The organism is Flavonifractor sp. AGMB03687 (genome assembly GCF_017811815.1).
Lineage (GTDB): Bacteria > Bacillota > Clostridia > Oscillospirales > Oscillospiraceae > Flavonifractor.
In genome coordinates this window covers 276,875-290,752 of record NZ_JADKZI010000001.1, presented here as the reverse complement: position 1 = coordinate 290,752, position 13,878 = coordinate 276,875, and the positions used below count along the sequence as shown (strand labels likewise).

Below are 13,878 nucleotides of genomic sequence, written 5' to 3'. Positions count from 1 at the left end.
CAGTGCACAAATACCACAACCGCTAAATTATAGCACCTATGCGCTCCTATCGTACCATACAGAGCGCCGTGGTGCAAGAGGAGGAACACATACATGGACACCGTGTTTGTTAATATAGCAGAGCTAAAATCCTGGAGAAGTAGCCAAGGTTTCAAGAGTGCCAGACAAGTTGATGCTGTATTACACCATCAAGGAATCTCCCTTTGTTATCGTTCTGTAGAGCAGCGCAATAAGGCCGGTCAAGAAAAGCGCATCCGTGCAGACCACGCCTCGATTATCTCTGAATTTTTACACATTCCTCAGAACACTATTTTTTCATCTGTGCCTGTTAAAGTGCCTCCCAATGAGGGTAGCATCTGCTCTTGGACCCCCTCAATGCTTTATCTGACCTTAGCTGATCTGCGGCGGCTTTCTGATTTACACGATGATATTAAACAGAGTGCCCAAAGTCTGCGGCGGCTGAAAGGTAACACTCCACATACCGCCGCACTTAGAGCCGCCATTCTTTGCGATATGCAAGAAAGAAAAGCGCTTTACAAGCAAGAACGCAAAAAAGTAGAGCGCTATGTATCTGAGATTGATGATGAATACATCCAGCGTATCATCAGGCTCCGCTTTTTGGATGGGCTTTCTTGGTGCAATGTTGCTGCACAGTGCTATGCGTGTAAGGAAACAGTGCAGGCTAAAGCATTTCAATACATATATGCCAGATGTGGCCGCCGTTATGGCACCGCCAGCAAAAAAAGGGGGCTTAACAATGCAACAGATGTCTAAAGATGAGCTTGAAATACTTATCATACGCTGTCAGTGCGGAGACACACGCCCGCTGTTGGTGATTTGGAATAATGTGCAGGCGCTTATAACAAATTGTGCCGCTTCATTTCTTCAAAGCTCAAACAGCATTGCGGGTGTCACCTTTGAGGATTTACACCAAGAAAGTTATTTTACGATGCTTAAAGTCATCAAGGTCTGGACACCAGAAAGCAACTTTTATGGACTGATGAAAGCCGCTTTGCGAAATGACTTTATCCGGCTAACGGGGCAAAGCACCTATCAAACCGCTAAGGCATTAAACCGGGCCACAAGTCTGGACGCACCTCTGCAAACAGGCACAGATGCAGGTAATGCAGGTACACTGTCAGAACTTATTCCTGATACAAAAGATGATGTTGAGGAGATATTGCACATTTTGTGGCTTGGTGAATTGCGATTTGCTTTAGAACAAGCACTCTCTTGTGTAACCAAAGAGCAGGCCGCTGCTCTCTGGAGAAAATATGGCGGTAAGGCATTATCTGCAAAGGAAAAAGGGCTTGCCCGTATCGGCCTGTCTTGCCTCAAGCGGGACCCCCGCACATTTAGCCGCCTTGAGAGTTTCATGGACACTTTGGCATAAAGGTGGTGATTGCGTGTCTAAACCACGGCGGTCAATCATCCCCGCTCAGGCGGCCAGGCTCAAAGCGCTCCGGCAGGAGCGGGGCATCACCCAAGAACGGCTTGCCGAGATGGTGGGGCGTACAGAGCAGTGCATCCGCCTCTATGAAAATGCCCGGCTTGGTATCTCACCTCAAATGCTGGAGGCTCTGAGAAAGGCCCTGGGTGCAGGCAGCAACCACTTGTGAAAACTTGGGCCGTTTCTTAATCAGCGCACCTAAGAAAAGTTAAGTTTCGGGGAAACTGGTGTGTTTATCTCCACTCCAGATCAGCGCAAAAAAGACCACCTCCGCAGAGATGGCCCCTTTTGGTCTGGGTATTCACTTGCAAGATTATTCTATCAAAAGGGGGCAGAGATTGCAATGACCAATGAGGAGTTAGTTGAAAAGATACAACAGGGCGAGCGGGATGTGCTCTCAGAACTCTGGGAACAGGTGCGGCGCTATCCGTATGCCATAGCCTCCCGTCAATGTGCTTTTACGGGTGGCACCGCCCGTGTAATGGGCTCAGAAAGTCTGGAGCTGGATGATCTCATGCAGAGCGCCTATATTGCCATGCTTGAGGCTGTGGAAACATTTGATGCAACGCAGGGAGCATCATTTATCAGTTATTTCACCTACTACTTGAAAAAGCATTTTGCCAAAACCAAAGCAAATGCCTCCGGCTGGAGCTGGAGCGCTTATAAGCGTTCTGAAACTGAGAAACTACTGCTTAAACAGTGTGAGGATGCTGGGCTCCCTCCGCCTGAGTTGAAAGTACACCTCAGAGTTTCCAGCTTAAATGCGCCCATTGGCGATGGGGACGGTGGTGACCTCTCTGAGCTTGGTGACTTTGTTGCGGACCCCAGCGATGCCTACGCAGATGTTGAGGATACCATATACCAGCAACAGCTCCATAACAAGCTGGATGAGGCTATGGCAGTGCTAACCCCATCTCAGCGGCAAACCATTGAGGCTGTTTATTATCGGGGCCTGTCACAAGAAAACACTGCGGCAGAGCTTGGTGTAAGCCGTCAGTGCTGCTCCCGCATAGAACAGGCCGCAATGCAAAGACTGCGGCAACATGACATCCGCAATAAGCTGGAGGAGTTTGTTGACTTCCGAACGCCTTTTTATATGCATGTTGGTGTGCAATCGTTCCAGAACACCGGCAGCTCTGCTGTGGAGCGCATAGTGGAAATGCGGGAGCGCTTTAGAGATCAGAGCTGGTGGATGGTTGACGGGGATGCTTGCGTGCAGAAATCATTAGAGCGTGTTGCTGAGGGACGGGCAAAGATGCAGAAAGGAGAATAATATGTCAGGGCTTAGATTATCTGAAAAACAGCAGCAGTTTGTAATTGAATACATAGACTGCGGTGACGCACAGCTTGCCGCCATAAGAGCTGGATATGGCCGCAACATTCAACACCGTGCAGAGGTGTTGATGTCCAACCCCTATATTGTGCGAGAAATCGCCCGCCAGCAGCGCTTACTGGAGCAGGCCCCTGTCATCAAGGGCTGGTATGACTATCTCCAGGCCAGAAAGCGTGGCGGACATGATTAAGGGCCGGTTTACCTTTGAACGCACAGAACAGGGCCAGCGTGAGCAAATGGCTCTCATCCAGCAGCTTGCACCCCTGCTGGAGCCCTATGGCAGGGTCAAGGTGCAGGATGACAACAGCAAGCCCTATGTGTATCTCTATGTGGAGCTCCACGCCCCAGAGGCTACCACGGAAAAATATTTATAAATTTTCTGTTCAACAGCTTGCGTGGGAGCTATAATCATAGTCAGCAAGTACCCTCTGTGCAGACGCACAGGGAAGCCCTTGGGCGTGGGAAAATGGCATGGTATGTAGTCCTCCTTTCTTCCTATACGAGTGCTCCCTCTGCTTGTCCCTGCGGGGGAGGCAAAACTCAAAGCGTGAGAAGATGGTCACACCACCGGCCATTTTCCCACGCTTTTCTTTTATATTCAAAAGGAGGATTTTACCATGGAAATCAAGTGCAGAGAGGCGATTGAAACCGCCGTCAAAAACCACCGTGTCCTGATGGACAGGCTCTATGAGGAAACCAGCGCCGCAGTTTCGGACCCTGCCGGTGTTGTTTCGGCGCAGCCCCGCTCCATCATCGGAGGCCGCCAGCTTTTGAAAGAGTATTCCTATGAGGAGGCCGCCAAGCGCCTGCAAAAGCAGATCAATGACTTGGTAGCCAGTCAGAACGCCATGGACAAGCTGTTTAATGCCAGGGTCAAAGCTGCTTTGGACAGTGTGCGTGAGGCTGTCATCCCGGAGGAAGTCCGCAACTTTACAAAGCCCTATGACTACCAGCAGCAGGTCAGCAATGCGCTTTCTTTCCTTGCGGTAGAGGGGAAAGGCCTGACGGACAAAACCGCTCACAGCATCCTCAAACCCTTTTTCAATGACTGGGACCAGATGCACCTCTTTGAGCGTGTCATCCTCCAGCAGACAGGCATGGATGATGAGGTAAATCTCCGTCATGCTTTCCCTGCTTCTCTGGGCTTTGTTCTGAACAGAGCCGACACCTACCTTGCCCTGTTCAATGAGGCTGATATGCTGGCCGAAAATATTTTCCTTTCCGAAAAAACGGCGGACAAGAGCTGCAAGCTGGATGAGTTTACGGTCCTTGGTGGGTATGGCTCTGATAGTTATGCCGAGCGTGCAGCCCAGGACCGCCTCCTGGAGCTGGCTGGACGCATTGACAGTCTGCTGAGTGATAAGCCCTTTACTTATCCCGCTGGCAGCATTGAAAGCGGCCAGATCGGTTGAGATGGGAGGTGCTGATGTATGGCAGGCGGTGTAAAGTGTGATTGCCGACAGCTCAAACGGCTCCGGGACAACCTAACAAAGCTCCAAGATGCTGACATGGAGAAGTTTTGCACCGATATGTCTAAGGAGCTTGCAGCTAAACTGCTGGCTCTGGTCATCCACGCAACACCTGTTGGGGACTATTCCAGAGAGGTCACTGTCGTTGCAAAACGGACCGGCAAAAAGCATTTCAAAGGCGAGGTTTATACCAAAAAGGTCAATACCAGCGGCAAAAAGGGTGGTACGCTACGCCGGGGCTGGACGGCCAGAACACAGGCAGAGGCCGAAAGTGGCTCAGGAAACGGGACCAAGGCCGCAGAGTTTGCCGCCACTATGGCGGTAAAACGGGTGGGCACAACCTACGCCATTGAGATCATCAATCCCGTGGAATATGCCAGCTATGTTGAGTTTGGCCACCGCAAACCCAACGGCGGCTGGGTAGAGGGTCAATATTTTCTCACCAATTCCGAAAATGAAATAAAAAGACGAGCCCCGGCTTGGATTGAGGCACGGCTAAAGCGGCTATTGCAGGAGGCGTTCAATGTCTGACTTAAACCACAACATTGAAATACTTGTGCCCAATAAAGTGGCGGCTGTACGCTTTTCCTATATCCCATTTATTCAGGAAATAAGCTATACCCCAGACCCAGGGATTGGTCCTGCTGCCTACGCTGAGCCTCTGCGTATCACAAGCGATGGACTATTTTTGCTGAACAAGGACCATGATGGATACGAAATTATAAAAGGCATTGTGCTCTCTCTGATAAATCTGCCACGGGCGATCTTAAAGCAGCGGCGTACATCCCTGCTGGCAAATAAGCACCGCCGCCCATATGACAATCTGTGTATTAGCTGCATTTCTGGTGAAATAGTCCGCCGTGCGGTCAAAAAGGAGGCGAAACAACATGGCAACAATTAAGTCTCAGATGGTGTTGGATGATGGTATGACCCGCACGCTTAATCATGTCATAAGTGCGCTCAATACTACACTCAACGCCTTTGAGCAAATCCAGCGTGCCTCTGGCATGGCATTTGACACCGATGAATTTAACCAAGCACGGGCGGCACTTGCAGGGGCCGGTGTCGAGGTGCAGGAGATGGCAGATGCATACCAGGAAGCTGCAATCCAGGCTGAGAAGCTGGAGCACAATGTCCGAGGCAGCAGTGATGCCCTGGACGGTATGCTGGGCAAGATCAAAACTGTGGCCGCTACTCTGGGCGTGGGAGTGGGCATCAATAAGCTCATCGGCCTCTCTGACCAGATGACCAGCACCACCGCCCGCCTGTCTTTCCTTGTGGATGACGGCGGCAGCGTGGATGAGCTGGAGGCCAAAATCATGGCCTCTGCCCAGCGCTCCAGAGCTGCCTACCTTGACACGGCATCTGCTATTGCCAGCATGGGCGCAAACGCTGGAGCCGCTTTCAGCTCCAATGATGAGCTCATTGCCTTTATGGAGCAAGTCAACCGCCAGTTTACCATTGGCGGCGCATCCGCCCAGGGACAGGCGGCGGCCATGCTCCAGCTCACCCAGGCAATGGCGGCAGGCGCTCTGAGAGGTGAGGAGCTAAACTCCATCCTTGAAAATGCGCCCGGCATCGCCAGAGCCATTGAGCAGTACATGGGCATTGCAGAGGGCTCCATCAAGCAATATGCCCAGGAGGGCCGGGTCACCGCTGAGGTGGTCAAAAACGCCCTTTTCTCTGTGGCAGATGAAACCAACGCCAAGTTTGAGAGTATGCCCATGACCTGGGCACAAATCTGGACCAACATGCAAAACCGGGCGCTCTCTGCCCTAACGCCAATACTTGGAAAGCTCAATGCCATTGCAAACAGTGAGCAGTTTGATAAAGTTGTCAACGGTGCACTGCGGGCCTTTGGCGTGATTGCTACTGTTGGCGCTGCATTGCTGGGTGTGCTGTTCAATGTCGGCCCCGCAATCGTTGATAACTGGTCTGTGATTGAGCCCATTATCATGGCGGCCGCCACCGCTCTGGGCATTTACTATGGCGTTGTGCTGGCACTCAACATAGCCCAGGCCATTCAAAACGGGCTGAAAGCTCAAGCCGCTTTTCAGGAAAAGGTGCATGCCGCCGCACTTGCCATGAGTACGGGGGCAACCTTTACGGCTACGGTGGCACAGTATGGCCTCAATGCGGCCTTGCTGGCCTGCCCCATCACTTGGATTGTGGTGGGCGTTCTCGCCTTGACTGCTGCTGTGGTGGCAATCATTCGCTATCTTGATTTGTTCGGTGCCAAAAGCACCTCCGTTTTGGGCACATTTATGGGGGCACTCAATGTAGCCAAACAGTTTGTTTTCAATGTCGGTGCTGGCATTCGTGATGCTTTCTTTGCTTGTTGCTCTGATGTTGGCATTGCGTTCCACAATGTCATCTCCAATGTGCGTGGGTGGTTTTACGGTCTGCTGTCCACTGCCCTCACCGTTGTGGAGGGCATCTGTGCGGCTTTGAATAAGCTGCCCTTTGTCGAGTTTGACTACTCCGGCATTTCCGCAAAGGCGGATGAATATGCCGCAAAATCGGCAGAGGCCTATGGCAATGTAAAAGAATATGAGAGTGTCAAAGATGCTTGGGGCAGTGCGTGGTCTGATGGCTGGCAGGAGGACGCCTTCAAGGCTGGGGCAGCCTGGGGTGATGGCATTATGGATAAAGTGAGTAATGTGCTCAATCCCGGAAACGCCCTTGACATGGACGGGCTACTGGGCAGCGGCTTTGACCTGAGCAGCATTGCTGACAACACCGGGCTGACTGCCGACAATACCGGCAAGACCGCTGATGCTCTGGCCGTGACAGAGGAACAGCTTGAATACCTGCGGGACATCGCAGAAAGGGATGCAATCAACCGTTTCACCACCGCAGAGGTCAAGATTGACATGACCGGCATGACCAACAGAATTGACGGCAGTGCTGATCTGGACGGCGTTATCAGCCAGCTCACCGAGGGCTTTACTGAGGCGCTGGTCACCGCTGCTGAGGGGGTGCACGCATGACCGCAGAGCGATTGGAGCAGCTCCAGTATCTCCTCAAAGAGGTCCCATTACTGGAGAAATCTATCAAAGCATCCAACAATGCGGAACTCACCTCTATACTGAATGAACGGCTAAAAAAATGCGTTGCGGAGCGCAATGAGCTTGAGCAGTATCTTGCCGCAATTCAAGAGGAGTTTATTTTGCAAGTCTTTACGCTCCGCTTTGTTGGCGGCCTCCGATGGAGCCAGATTGCCATGGCAGTTGGCGGGAATAACACACCCGCATCCTTGCGGATGATGGCTTGTCGATACATGAAAAACGGTCAATAAAAGTCAATGTGAGAGGCCGCTGGGCGTAAAAATTGCCCGGCGGCCTCTTTTTCATTTTTACCCACCCAGTTTGCCTTTATGAGCTTTCCGGTACATGTCATAATTGGTGCTAAGGAGTGAGCCAGTTATGGAACTTGGAATGATATACGCAACAAGCGGAGTGGCAGAGCGTGCAAATCAGCGTCCGGCGTTTCGGGCAGAACTTTCCCGCATCCTGGCCCGCTACTGCTTCGGTGACTGGGGTGATCTGTGCCCAGAGGACTGGGAGCAAAACAACAGAGCTGTATTGGCCGGTGAGCGAATACTGGGCAGCTACCACACCAGTGAGGGAAAGGTATGGATTATCACAGAATGGGACAGGAGCGCCACCACATTTCTCTTTCCATCGGAATACTAATTGCTGGAGGAGAACTGTGGGCTCCCAATATGGGCCCCATGGTAATCATCACGCAGTATGCCATAGAGCACGATCTTAAAAGTGACCTTTACAAAGTATCTTGCAGAGAAGCGCTCTATTGCCCTCTGTGCGGCGGCAGGCTGTCAGGGTATGACACACGCCGCCGCCATGTTGTGGATGCTGCTGGCAATACATACTGGCTCCTGTTACAGCGCTACCGTTGCTTGGACTGTGAAAAACTCCATCTTGCGGCTCCGGCATTTATCGTGCCCAGAAAGCACTATCAAGCAGATGTAATTGCCGAGGCTAAGGCTGGGCATTTTGAAATGTGTCCGGCAGATAACTCTACTATACGGCGCTGGAGGAGGTGATGCTATGAAAAAGCGTGTTATAGCAGCGGCTGTGGTGCTTTCTGTGGCACTTGTATTGGCTGGAGCATATACGGGGTATCAAGTTGCAGGCAGAGCCAATAACTCCCCTCTGAGCGCCGAGGAGCCCCAGCAATATGGCGTTGGAGCTGTGGGCTCTATTGCAATCCCTGGATATGACAAGCTCACATTCAAGGCCGGAGAACGCACTCAATATGTGTCCCTTGAAAACCCGGCCCAAAACGACTGTTCTTTCATCATTTCCATTGCACTGCCAGACGGCACAGAACTTTACAAGTCTGGGCTGATAGCTCCCGGAACAGTTATTGACCTCTTGCGCCTAAAAAACACACCTGCGGCGGGTGTCTATGAAAATGCAACTCTTAACTATTCTTGCTGGAGTGTTGATGCAGATGGTGAAATAACAGAAATCAACGGAGCCAATACATTTTTTACTTTGGAGGTCATACCATGAAAAAGAAAATCAGCTTTCTCCTGAGCCTGGCTGTTGTGCTGGCCTGCTTTTCACCGCTGACGGCTTTTGCCATCAATGAAACTGCTGGCAGCACAGATGTAAACTTAGAGATACCGCAGCGCACTGACACTGGCTCAGGCACGGGCGGTGAGGACCCGGCATATTCCTACTTGGTAAACATCCCAGCAAGCTACACCATCACCAGCAAAAGCAACACCTTTCAAATCACTGCGTCTGAAATGAACATCCCCACCGATAAGCGGCTTGTTGTGCGTGTCAATGGCGCAGAAACATTTGAGAATGATGGGAGCTTTTACTTATTCCTAAATGGTGACAAAAGCAGTGAAAATTGGGTGCTGTGCAACCTCTACCGTATCCAGGGAGATGTTACGGGAGCTGTAACTGGACAGCATCCCATACTCGCATCCTTTGGGGACGGTGAACTCACCCCCAGCTCATGGGGCAGCGTCCGCATGGAGTATATTCTGTATAACGGCGGGGCAAATCTGGCTCCTGGCACATACACTGGGACAATCCATTATAGCATTGGCTTGGAATGAGCCGTCACAGATCAGAGCCCCAAGAGCTGGGCTTTCTTTGCGGAAAATTCCTCAGCCGTTATGATGCCCTTGTCAAGCAGCTCCTTGTATTTCAAAATCTCGTCCGCAGCAGAGGCAACGGCGGTGGTAGCGGGCTCAGAGGACGCATCTGCAATACACCTGTCAAGGAAGTCAGTAAATCCAATCGGATAGGTGGAGCTCATTCTCTGAACCTTTCCTGCATAAGTGGTAAAATGCACTTTGGTCATTTTTACGCCGCCAACGGTCTTTGTTTCGGCTTTGGCCGTGCCGCTGCCGACAAGAGCTCCGACAGGGCCAGCAACAACGCCGCCCACAACAGCTCTGGTAATGCCACCCTTTTTCTTGGTGACAGTCTTACCGCCAACTGTTTCCATTTCATAGCTGTCAACCTCATCAAAGCTGAACACTACCGGCTCCACCTTGAGCTTTTTAACATCACCGAAAATAAAATAGCGGTGGGTATCATCAATGGTAATCGTTTCAGATGCCAGAGACTTAAGGGTCTGGGTGGGCGTAAAAGAGCCCCAGCGGGCTTTGTTCGTTTCCCAGTATCCCTGGATGGTGGCGATGGGTAAAGTGGCGTGAGAGGCACAGATGGACGCACATACGGGGCAAATATCGCCGTCACTGACTTTTACTTTTGCAAGCAATCCGAGTTTCTCTCCGCAAATAGGACATTTGGCCATTGTAGCATCTCCTTTTCATGTCTGATTTTATGGCACATGGGGCCTTTTTTATAGGCAACTTTTTCCGTCTTTTTGGGGCAACAGCATACCCCAAACAACCTGTTTCTATGATAGCACAGCTTTGATACCGTTGCAATAATGCCGCCTCCTGGATGGGGCGGCATTATTCATGCTCCAGCTTACATATTCTGCAAATATAGCAAAAGTGCCGCTCCTTAACGGAACGGCACTTTTCTGGTATCACAGGAACACAGTGACAGCAAAGCCGCCTTTGAAAAAATAAATGTGTTCGTGTAATACCCCTTTGGTGGAGGCGGGGGGAGTCGAACCCTAGTGGAGACTTTCTCAGCTCTCCTTCTCCATTACCTTCAATTCATTGTGTCCCAATGGAAAGCCCGCTTTTTGCTTTTACTTCTTTTCATAAGTTTCCCAGCAAAAAACAGAGCTATTTTACCTGTGATATCTACCATGTATCTACCAAACTCACTTATAAAACAAATTGAAATAAGATGAGATCACCAACATTAGTATACGGAACGGTGATTTACGATCAAACACTTGACACAGACCTTGCCGTTCCTAAATCACTCTATATGGAGGTATCACAATGAAGTATATTCCTTATCGTGACATGAAAGAGTTTTACACCATCCCGGAACTGTGCCGTCTCTTTGAGATGGACAAACCAGAACTGAGGCAGTACGCCGACAAATATGCCGTCGGCCCCGTAGAGGACCAATTCGGCAACTGGGGCTTTCTCAAGTCGGACGTGCGGAAACTGCACAACGCCATCTATAAGGAGCAACGGGGCTACCAGCCCAAACGCAACAGCAGCTTCCAACAGGATCCCTGGGCATGAGCGAGGTCCTGACGGTGAAGGAGGCGGCAGCATTGCTCAAAACCAGCCGCCAGCAGATTCGCAGGATGATCCAGAATGGAGAACTCCCGGCCGTCAAGGTAGGCCGGGAGTGGAGAATCAGCAAGAACGCCCTGCTGGATTATCTGGGGTTCCCGTACTGACGGGAACCCCCTGTTTTTATTTGGACATTGTTTCTAAGAAAGAGATCAATGCCAGTTTCTGCTCATCTGTGAGTTTGGCTATTTGCCTCAGCAAACGCTCCTGCTCTGTGTCCTGGTCAGATGGAACATCAAAAAAATCCCGCAGAGAGATATGCAGGGTATCACAGATCAGCTGGAGGTTTTCCACCGAGATCCCTTTCTCACCTAGCTCTACTGAGCGCAGGAAGCTCTGGGAAAGCCCGCATAGATTGGCCAGACGGTTGGTAGTCCAGCCGGCAGCTTCTCTCAATTCCATGATGCGTTTGCCTATCTCCATAATGATACTCCCATTCATTTTGCTATAACTTTAGCAAAATATCCTGGGATTATTTACATCTATATAGATATATGTTATATATTTAAAGAAGACAGGAGGGAGAAAAATGGAGTACCGATTACTGGGACAGCAAATCACCATCGATGCATCTAAGGTAGCTTATAATGACTATAGGAGACAATACTTTTTGCTTGCCCAACAAGCGAAAAGTAGATTTAAAGGACTGTACCAAAATAACCACAGTTTGGAACAAGTCGTTAAAGCGATACCTGATCAGGTCGAAGGAGCTCTGCTTCCCGTTGTACAAGCCTGCATCCAGGAATTGGTCGATCATGATATCCTGACCATCGACCAGGAGGCGTTCTCACAAGCGTATGAGCCACTCATCACCGCATGGACAGAGCCTTATATGGAAGTCTGCGATAAATATGCGGAGATCACTATGAACGAAGCTCAAATGGATGAGTACAGAAAGGCCCGGAGACAGTATCGCGGCAGGATCGTTGGAGGCGGCTTTGGGTTTTCCGGGGCCGTAAAAGGGATGGCCATGGCTGGGGCTATGAACATGGCTATCGGCGCAGGGCATATGGTCTTCAATGCGCTTGGAAAAGCGGCCTCCAGCATCTCCAGCAGTATGAAGATGGGCCGTATCTTTGATGATCCAAATACATTTGCTAAGATCGCAGATGGTGTGTTTCTTTCAGCATTCAACTGTCACTATGCACTCATCCATTGCCTCTCTGAAACAGGGATAGACTCGCTACCTATGAAGGGCATGCCGACGGAAGAAGCCCAAAGGGCTGCTGTATCCATCCTAAATAACGCGCAGTACATTTCCGATGATACCCAATGCCGCAATGCCCTGATCCAATCTTTCTATCTGGATCCCTATCAGGATGATTGGTATCGCTTTGCATTGCGCAGATTCGGAGATCCTGACGGCCAGTTGGAGCAGGTCGCCGGCTATTTTGGCGTATTGGCGATCCAGGAAGAAAAGGAGGCACAGTTGATCGCATACGCCAAAACACTTCCTTTGGACACTGAGGCGCAGGCACTGGAAGCCCATGATAAAGTGTTGGCTCTCTGCGCCAAGATGCACTATACCGGCGATATGGAAGTATTACAGGAAATCGACGATGCTATCAGCCGCTTTGATCTTCGATATCGAACCGTTGAGGGTGTGGTGTTCCCCAGCAGGCGAGAAGCAGATGAAGCCCGTGAAGAACAGAAACAGATCCAAGACATCCTCCGATCCGTAGATTTCCAAAGTCTATCTTCCATGGAGGATGCCGAGCAGCGGATCGGTGCATATGCCTCTGCCATCAGCAAGCGATATCAGGAGGACTTGCAGCAGCGCCGTCTTGATTTGAAACAGGAACTTTGCACTGTTGATATCTTGCTTCCAGAAAGTGAACCGCTGAACTGTGAGACGCCCGAGGAAGCCGTGCATATCCGAGCTGTTGCCAAGAAACTATACCAGGCGTTGGAAGTCTGTGGAGACGGTCCGGATGCAGAGCAGGCATTGTTGAAGCTCCAGGCGCAGATCCGCAGTGGGAACAATCCGGCGGTCCTGGCACACCGATATTTGGATGAGATCCAATACCGCCTGGACAAGATCGATCAGGCTTGTCGGACTGCCCTCGGAAAACAGTACGCTACACGCGAACAAGCGCGGCAGGCAGAAAAAACCTACCAAAAAATTAAAGACAGTCTGAGTGGTCAGCACGCAAAGCGGCATATTCAGGAGATAAAACATCAGATCGTATCTGCTGATCTTTCTCAGGAAGCAAAGGATGAACTGGATGAGTTGGCATTCCGCTGCGAGAATTCCACACAGCTGAAGGCCATCGGCCTTATGAGTACCATCAGTGCGTTGTTGCTCCTGGCCATAGTAATCGGCAGTTACTTTTTCCAGATCTCTGCGACCGGGAAGCTTTTTGGCAAAAGTGTGGATATCGCAGGGATACCTCTTGTGATCCAGGCCCAGACACCAGCGATCGAACTGGATTTTTATGACGGTGTCAAAAATGGCCTTGTGATTTTTGGCCGAGCCATAGGCGATATGTTTGTCGAGGGGGTCTTAGACTATTTAGAGGGCTTTGGTCCAGGCATCATCGGGAACATCGTTTGGGCCGTCGCTGGTTTCTTTTGGCTGGTCATACGGCAGATGCTGCTGGTCATACCGCGATATCTCGTTACTCTGGTACTGGCATTTATCCAGCCCGGCTCCATCGGGTATTATTTTGGCTATATCGTGTCGAGCGCCGCGCCATTTATGATAGCACAGTTTTGTTTTGATGAAGAAAAGCCCCGGGAGAACGTAGAGCAGATCAAAAGCTGGAACTGGAAAAAGATCCTCAAATGGATCATGATACTGGTAGTTGTTGGGGGGATCTGCTTCCTGTTCATCAAAAATGGCGGTTAGCAGGATACCAGAAAACAGGATATGAGGAAAACAGTACGAAAATATTCGGTCAAGGAGAAA

The 13,878-nt window shown here is 50.6% G+C and carries 19 protein-coding genes; 17 read left to right on the top strand and 2 right to left on the bottom strand.

The features are described from left to right. Window positions 1–93 precede the first annotated feature (93 nt). From J9789_RS01405 to J9789_RS01340, 14 genes are all read left to right on the top strand, one after another. Window positions 94–774, top strand: a complete 681-nt coding sequence (locus tag J9789_RS01405) for a hypothetical protein (protein WP_209341525.1) — start codon at window positions 94–96, stop codon at window positions 772–774. Beyond that, on the top strand, window positions 758–1,393 hold the full coding sequence (locus J9789_RS01400) for a hypothetical protein (protein WP_209341524.1): 636 nt from the start codon (window positions 758–760) through the stop codon (window positions 1,391–1,393). Before J9789_RS01405 ends, J9789_RS01400 begins: the two co-directional genes overlap by 17 nt. A gap of 13 nt (window positions 1,394–1,406) precedes the next feature. Beyond that, window positions 1,407–1,619, top strand: a complete 213-nt coding sequence (locus tag J9789_RS17355; RefSeq protein ID WP_209341522.1) for a helix-turn-helix transcriptional regulator — start codon at window positions 1,407–1,409, stop codon at window positions 1,617–1,619. Between the two features lie 174 nt (window positions 1,620–1,793). Beyond that, window positions 1,794–2,723: a sigma-70 family RNA polymerase sigma factor gene (locus J9789_RS01390; RefSeq protein WP_209341520.1), complete on the top strand. Its 930-nt coding sequence runs from the start codon at window positions 1,794–1,796 to the stop codon at window positions 2,721–2,723. A 1-nt stretch (window position 2,724) separates the two neighbouring features. Then, window positions 2,725–2,973: a terminase small subunit gene (locus J9789_RS01385; RefSeq protein WP_209341518.1), complete on the top strand. Its 249-nt coding sequence runs from the start codon at window positions 2,725–2,727 to the stop codon at window positions 2,971–2,973. Next, complete coding sequence (locus J9789_RS01380) at window positions 2,966–3,157, top strand: hypothetical protein (protein WP_209341516.1); 192 nt, start codon at window positions 2,966–2,968, stop codon at window positions 3,155–3,157. The genes J9789_RS01385 and J9789_RS01380 overlap by 8 nt, the downstream gene beginning before the upstream one ends. A gap of 243 nt (window positions 3,158–3,400) precedes the next feature. Further along, a complete protein-coding gene (locus J9789_RS01375) occupies window positions 3,401–4,195 on the top strand; it encodes a hypothetical protein (RefSeq protein WP_209341514.1) in 795 nt (264 codons plus the stop codon). 18 nt (window positions 4,196–4,213) lie between these two features. After that, window positions 4,214–4,783: an HK97 gp10 family phage protein gene (locus J9789_RS01370; protein WP_209341512.1), complete on the top strand. Its 570-nt coding sequence runs from the start codon at window positions 4,214–4,216 to the stop codon at window positions 4,781–4,783. After that, window positions 4,776–5,153 (top strand): hypothetical protein, encoded by a 378-nt coding sequence (locus tag J9789_RS01365; protein ID WP_209341511.1) that lies wholly within the window; start codon window positions 4,776–4,778, stop codon window positions 5,151–5,153. The genes J9789_RS01370 and J9789_RS01365 overlap by 8 nt, the downstream gene beginning before the upstream one ends. Beyond that, window positions 5,140–7,242: a tape measure protein gene (locus J9789_RS01360; protein WP_209341509.1), complete on the top strand. Its 2,103-nt coding sequence runs from the start codon at window positions 5,140–5,142 to the stop codon at window positions 7,240–7,242. Before J9789_RS01365 ends, J9789_RS01360 begins: the two co-directional genes overlap by 14 nt. Beyond that, on the top strand, window positions 7,239–7,550 hold the full coding sequence (locus J9789_RS01355) for a hypothetical protein (protein WP_209341507.1): 312 nt from the start codon (window positions 7,239–7,241) through the stop codon (window positions 7,548–7,550). Before J9789_RS01360 ends, J9789_RS01355 begins: the two co-directional genes overlap by 4 nt. A gap of 336 nt (window positions 7,551–7,886) precedes the next feature. After that, a complete protein-coding gene (locus tag J9789_RS01350; protein WP_209341505.1) occupies window positions 7,887–8,318 on the top strand; it encodes a DUF6431 domain-containing protein in 432 nt (143 codons plus the stop codon). A 4-nt stretch (window positions 8,319–8,322) separates the two neighbouring features. Then, complete coding sequence (locus J9789_RS01345; RefSeq protein WP_209341503.1) at window positions 8,323–8,790, top strand: hypothetical protein; 468 nt, start codon at window positions 8,323–8,325, stop codon at window positions 8,788–8,790. Continuing rightward, window positions 8,787–9,350 (top strand): hypothetical protein, encoded by a 564-nt coding sequence (locus J9789_RS01340; protein ID WP_209341501.1) that lies wholly within the window; start codon window positions 8,787–8,789, stop codon window positions 9,348–9,350. Before J9789_RS01345 ends, J9789_RS01340 begins: the two co-directional genes overlap by 4 nt. A gap of 11 nt (window positions 9,351–9,361) precedes the next feature. Here J9789_RS01340 and J9789_RS16895 read toward each other — a convergent pair whose 3' ends face one another. Beyond that, entirely contained in the window at window positions 9,362–10,057 is a 696-nt protein-coding gene (locus J9789_RS16895) for an SHOCT domain-containing protein (RefSeq protein WP_245184984.1), read from the bottom strand. Between the two features lie 607 nt (window positions 10,058–10,664). On the opposite strand from J9789_RS16895, the gene J9789_RS01330 reads away from it, so the two are divergent. Beyond that, window positions 10,665–10,916: a hypothetical protein gene (locus tag J9789_RS01330; protein WP_209341499.1), complete on the top strand. Its 252-nt coding sequence runs from the start codon at window positions 10,665–10,667 to the stop codon at window positions 10,914–10,916. Continuing rightward, on the top strand, window positions 10,913–11,077 hold the full coding sequence (locus tag J9789_RS01325; RefSeq protein WP_087340640.1) for a helix-turn-helix domain-containing protein: 165 nt from the start codon (window positions 10,913–10,915) through the stop codon (window positions 11,075–11,077). The genes J9789_RS01330 and J9789_RS01325 overlap by 4 nt, the downstream gene beginning before the upstream one ends. Window positions 11,078–11,093: 16 nt before the next feature. Here the strand turns inward: J9789_RS01325 and J9789_RS01320 are convergent, their stop codons facing one another. Then, complete coding sequence (locus J9789_RS01320; protein ID WP_209341497.1) at window positions 11,094–11,393, bottom strand: helix-turn-helix transcriptional regulator; 300 nt, start codon at window positions 11,391–11,393, stop codon at window positions 11,094–11,096. A gap of 106 nt (window positions 11,394–11,499) precedes the next feature. Here J9789_RS01320 and J9789_RS01315 point away from each other — a divergent pair, with 106 nt between their 5' ends. Continuing rightward, window positions 11,500–13,818 carry a hypothetical protein gene (locus tag J9789_RS01315; RefSeq protein ID WP_209341495.1) on the top strand — a complete coding sequence of 773 codons (2,319 nt, stop codon included), beginning with the start codon at window positions 11,500–11,502 and terminating at the stop codon, window positions 13,816–13,818. The last annotated feature ends 60 nt before the right edge of the window (window positions 13,819–13,878 follow it).

Excerpts from the sequence above, each read along its gene's own strand:
- J9789_RS01375 (WP_209341514.1), top strand. The coding sequence starts at position 3,401 with ATGGAAATCAAGTGCAGAGAGGCGATTGAAACCGCCGTCAAAAACCAC.
- J9789_RS01370 (WP_209341512.1), top strand. The coding sequence starts at position 4,214 with ATGGCAGGCGGTGTAAAGTGTGATTGCCGACAGCTCAAACGGCTCCGG.
- J9789_RS01355 (WP_209341507.1), top strand. The coding sequence starts at position 7,239 with ATGACCGCAGAGCGATTGGAGCAGCTCCAGTATCTCCTCAAAGAGGTC.
- J9789_RS01380 (WP_209341516.1), top strand. The coding sequence starts at position 2,966 with ATGATTAAGGGCCGGTTTACCTTTGAACGCACAGAACAGGGCCAGCGT.
- J9789_RS01320 (WP_209341497.1), bottom strand. The coding sequence starts at position 11,393 with ATGGAGATAGGCAAACGCATCATGGAATTGAGAGAAGCTGCCGGCTGG.
- J9789_RS01385 (WP_209341518.1), top strand. The coding sequence starts at position 2,725 with ATGTCAGGGCTTAGATTATCTGAAAAACAGCAGCAGTTTGTAATTGAA.
- J9789_RS01405 (WP_209341525.1), top strand. The coding sequence starts at position 94 with ATGGACACCGTGTTTGTTAATATAGCAGAGCTAAAATCCTGGAGAAGT.
- J9789_RS01315 (WP_209341495.1), top strand. The coding sequence starts at position 11,500 with ATGGAGTACCGATTACTGGGACAGCAAATCACCATCGATGCATCTAAG.
- J9789_RS01330 (WP_209341499.1), top strand. The coding sequence starts at position 10,665 with ATGAAGTATATTCCTTATCGTGACATGAAAGAGTTTTACACCATCCCG.
- J9789_RS01400 (WP_209341524.1), top strand. The coding sequence starts at position 758 with ATGCAACAGATGTCTAAAGATGAGCTTGAAATACTTATCATACGCTGT.
- J9789_RS01360 (WP_209341509.1), top strand. The coding sequence starts at position 5,140 with ATGGCAACAATTAAGTCTCAGATGGTGTTGGATGATGGTATGACCCGC.
- J9789_RS01350 (WP_209341505.1), top strand. The coding sequence starts at position 7,887 with ATGGATTATCACAGAATGGGACAGGAGCGCCACCACATTTCTCTTTCC.
- J9789_RS16895 (WP_245184984.1), bottom strand. The coding sequence starts at position 10,057 with ATGGCCAAATGTCCTATTTGCGGAGAGAAACTCGGATTGCTTGCAAAA.
- J9789_RS01390 (WP_209341520.1), top strand. The coding sequence starts at position 1,794 with ATGACCAATGAGGAGTTAGTTGAAAAGATACAACAGGGCGAGCGGGAT.
- J9789_RS01340 (WP_209341501.1), top strand. The coding sequence starts at position 8,787 with ATGAAAAAGAAAATCAGCTTTCTCCTGAGCCTGGCTGTTGTGCTGGCC.
- J9789_RS01325 (WP_087340640.1), top strand. The coding sequence starts at position 10,913 with ATGAGCGAGGTCCTGACGGTGAAGGAGGCGGCAGCATTGCTCAAAACC.
- J9789_RS01365 (WP_209341511.1), top strand. The coding sequence starts at position 4,776 with ATGTCTGACTTAAACCACAACATTGAAATACTTGTGCCCAATAAAGTG.
- J9789_RS01345 (WP_209341503.1), top strand. The coding sequence starts at position 8,323 with ATGAAAAAGCGTGTTATAGCAGCGGCTGTGGTGCTTTCTGTGGCACTT.